Below are 4,211 nucleotides of genomic sequence, written 5' to 3' on the forward strand. Positions count from 1 at the left end.
TGGTGAGGGAAGGGTCAATGACCGCACGAACGCGTCCCAGTCGCTAACCAGTGACTCGACCGCGGACTGATGAGCCAGCAGCCAGTTCCGCTTCGCGGAGTACGCCGTCCAGCACTCGTCGACGGTCTGCTCGCCGAACTCGGCGAATGCGCGTACGACCGCGTCCCGGCCCGTGGTTTCCCCCGGTACCCGAATCTGGACAGGTGCCGACCGGATCGTGGAGTCCACCAACTGCCACACGCGTACGGCCAACCGCGTCGCGACCGTGACCTGCAGGCCGTGTGCGGCGGCGGGCCTCCCCTGCCGGCTGCGCTCCATCTCCAGCAGGTGAGAGACCGCGTGCTCGGTGCCCGATGCAGGCGCCGTCGAGCCGACGATTCCCATCGACAGTCCACTGGCCGCCAGCAGCCGGGCCAGATCAGCGATGCCCGCCGGCTCAGCGTCGCGCGCGGCCGCCGCGAGTGCAGGAAGCACTGGGTTCGCGGCTAGGACATCGTCGACGATGGCAGGCATGTACGGAGGTCCGTGGCCTAACCGGGCGGCGAGCTGCCATTCGGCGACCGCGTTCGGAACCGTCGAAAGATCCCCCACCCCAGCGAGGTTCAGCTGCCACGGCGCCGCAGCGAGGATGTCGGTGTCAGCGATGAGCACGTCGGGCCATCGCGAATGGACGGTGCGTTTCGCGCCCGCGACGACAAGGACGCTGCGGTCGGCGATGAACCCATTGATGCTGCAGGCGGTTTGAACCGCCACGTGACGGCTGCCAGTCCGCTGCGCGGTCACCTTCGCGATGTCCGTGAGCGTGCCGGATCCGACGGAGATGAGCAGCCGGTGCTCCCCGACTTCGGCCACCGCGCGCTCGACGGTTTCCTCGTCGGCGCGGACCGTCCCTGTTCCGACCTGGATCACCTGGCATCCGAGCCGCCCGGCAATCCGATCAACGACCGCCCCCGCCTGTGTGCGGTATGGCCCGCCGTCGCTGAGAATCATCGGCTCTGCCGCGACGAATCTTTCGAGGCTGGCGGTGATCGCACCGTCCAGCACCGATGCTCCGATATGGACGTCGACGTCGGGCAGACCGGCATGACCGTCAGCGCGCAACGAGGCGAGGAGCGCGGAAGGGTCAGGAACGGTGATCATGGCGGCCGAGCCGACAAGTCACGCGGCGTCAGCGCGGATTCGACGGCGTCGAACGCGGCGAGATAGCGACGGTAGGCGTCTTCGTACGTCTTGGTCGCCTCTGGGTCCGGGTCGATGGCGGCCGGAGCCAGCCGGACGGCAACCGATGCCGCCGAGAAGTCCGCGAAGAACCCGGTGCCCACCCCGGCGACCATCGCCGCGCCGACCGCGGTGGCTTCCTCGGTCAGCACACGGCGAACTGGCCTTCCGAGCACACTGGCCTTGATCGCCGCCCACAGGTTGTCGCGCGCGCCGCCGCCGACGATCCGAATCTCGCCGCGACCGAGGCCGAGCGCGTCAAGTCGTTCGACGATGTCGCGCAACGCAAATGCACAGCCCTCGAGCACCGCCCGCGCGACGTGTGCTTGCGTGTGGTTCATCGCGAGGCCTAGCAGGCCGCCACGCATCCGGTCGTTCCACCGCGGTGCCGTCGAGCCCGACAGCGCCGGCAGGAACAGCACGCCGTCACTGGCCACTGGCGCCGCGAGCGCGAGCGTGAAGATCTCGGCCTGAGGCACACCGAGAAGCCCGCCCAACCAGAGTGTGCTGCCACCGCTGACGAACCCTGGATTCTCGATCAGCCATGACCCAGGAACCGCGTGGCCGTGCGTCTCGACGAGGCCGAGCGGGTCGCGCACGGGCGCCGCGGACACGGTCGTCACTGGTTCGGCGGTACCGGTGACGTCGACGACGACTCCCGCCTCGATCGCGCCGGCCCCGACCGACGCGGCGTGTTCGTCTCCCGTTCCGACGACAACCGAGCAGCTCGCCGGTAGGCCGAGCTCCGAGGCAATGCTGGGCAGCAGCGTGCCGACCACCTCGGTCGAGGGGCGAACCGGCGCGAACATCGACGGGTCGAGCTCAGCCGCCGAGCACAGCGCCTCGTCGAACTCGCCGCGGGCGACGTCGTACATCATCGTCGACGACGCGTTCGCGGCATCCTGAGCATGAGTGCCGGTCAGGTGATGCAGCAGGTACGACCCGACGGGCGCGAGGGTTGCCGCGCGATGCCAGACCGTTGGCTCGTGGTCGCGAATCCACATCATCTTCGGTGCACTGTGCGAGGCATCGGCCACCAAACCTGTTCGCTCGGCAAGCTTTTCCTCCCCGACCGCGGCCACCAGGCGATCGCACTGCTCGGTGGCCCGCTTGTCCAGCCAGATGATCGCCGGCCGCAGCGGTTCACCGTCGGCGTCGGATGCGACGACGCCGTCGACCTGACTGCCCAAGCCCATCGCCACGACCCGCGTCGGTTCGATGCCTGCGGTCGCCGCGCAGACCGCGTCGCGAAGTGCGCTGCGGTAGGCGAAAGGGTCCTGTTCTGCCCAGCCGTCGTGCTGGTGCGTCATGGTGAGTGCGGCCGAACCGGTGGCCACGACGTCCCCACCCTCGTCGACGAGGACGACCTTGATGCTCTGCGAGCCGACATCGACTCCCAGGACCAGTGACACGTCGACCCCTCAGGTCACGTCACTCGGTGGGCGGGTCGACCTGTCGTCGGCCGCGATCTCGGTGACCGAGACCGTGCCGTAGCCCTCCTCTTCCAAGTGTGCTCCGTGCTGCCCCTGCGAAAGTGCGAACTCCTCTTCCGGCGACAGCACGAGCTTGTGCCGCCCGGCGATCGCGAAGTAGGCGATTCCGATCAGGAAGTAGATGAGCACTCCGACAACTCCGGGCCGGTAGTCCGCGTTGAGGAAGAGTGAGACGAGAGCGACGAGTGCAATCGCGCCCGCGATCCCCGCGCCCCATACACCCACAGGACTGCGGTACGGCCGTTCGATATCCGGCAGCTTGCGGCGCAGCATGATGAACGCCAGGCACTGCATGAAGTAGGAGATCACGGCACCGAAGACGGCCATGTAGAGCAGCGCTCCGACGATCTGACCCGCGAGTGCGCTCTCGCTCTGACCGGCGTAGTAGATGACCAGCGCGAGGGCATACCCGACGACCGCGCCGGCGATCAGCGCGACGTGCGGCGTGTTCCTGGTCGGGTGTGTGATCGACAGGAACTTGGGGAAGTATCCCGCCCGCGACAGCGAGTAGGTGTTCCGGCCGTAGGCATAGATGATCGTGAAGAAGCTGGCGATGAGCCCGATCAGCCCGATCAACGCAAGCAGGGACGCCGCGGTGCCATCCCCGAAGACCGCCTTGAATCCGTCGAACAACGGGGTTGCCGACGTGCCGATGCTTGCGGCGCCGCCGCCGACACCCGTGTTCAGGAACAAGGTGAGAACGGCGAACAGGACCAGCGTGTTCAGCCCCCAGATCGTGGCACGGGGGATGTCCCGCTTCGGATCGTGAGACTCCTCGGAAGCCAGTGGCAGTTCCTCGATCGCCAGGTAGAACCAGATCGCGAAGGGCAGGGCGGGGAAGATCCCGGCGATGCCCATGGGCAGGAAGCTGCTCTCGCCTTCTTCGGGTTCGATATTGGTGAGCAGGCTGGCATCGAATGAGCCCTTGAAGATCACGGCGAGGTAGAAGAACGCGAGGATGCCGAGCGCCAGCACGGTGATCACCACGGTGAACCGCATGGTGATCTCGATGCCGAGGATGTTGATCCCGACGAAGACGATGTAGAAGATCAGCCACCAGAGCACGGGGCTGTTCCACCAGCCGTCTTGTCCTGTCAGGTCGAGAACGATGTCGTGCGAGAGGAATCCCATCGCGCCCACGACGACCGCGGGGGTGATGACGTACTCGATGTTCTCGGCCAAGCCGGTGATGAAGCCACCCCAGGGTCCCATCGCGGAGCGAGAGAAGGAGTAGGCACCACCCGTGTGCGGAAGTGCCGGCGACATCTCGGCGATGCTGTAGCAGAGGCCGTAGAACATGACCGTGATGACGACGCCGGCGATGAGCAGACCACCGAAGCCTCCGGCGTCGAGACCGAGGTTCCAGCCGTAGAAGTCTCCTGAGATGACCGCGCCGACGCCGAGCGCCCACAGTGACCAGAAGGCGGCGTGACGACGCAACTTGCGCTTCTCGAAATAGCCGTGCTCGGCGTCCCGATAGGTGACCGACCCGACGGCCCG

At 67.0% G+C, this 4,211-nt stretch carries 3 protein-coding genes; all 3 read right to left on the reverse strand.

Annotated elements, in window-relative coordinates; all coding sequences use genetic code 11:
* Positions 1-1,140 (reverse strand): iron-containing alcohol dehydrogenase (locus tag ACRDPN_RS11985; RefSeq protein WP_431448078.1); only part of this gene is annotated, 1,140 nt, incomplete at its 3' end.
* Entirely contained in the window at positions 1,137-2,630 is a 1,494-nt protein-coding gene (locus ACRDPN_RS11990; protein WP_431448081.1) for a xylulokinase, read from the reverse strand. The genes ACRDPN_RS11990 and ACRDPN_RS11985, both read right to left, overlap by 4 nt.
* A 9-nt stretch (positions 2,631-2,639) precedes the next feature.
* A partial coding sequence (eat, locus tag ACRDPN_RS11995; protein ID WP_431448083.1) for an ethanolamine permease occupies positions 2,640-4,211 on the reverse strand: 1,572 nt, incomplete at its 5' end.

The sequence above is a fragment of the Aeromicrobium sp. genome (assembly GCF_050700635.1).
In the GTDB taxonomy this organism is placed as follows: domain Bacteria; phylum Actinomycetota; class Actinomycetes; order Propionibacteriales; family Nocardioidaceae; genus Aeromicrobium.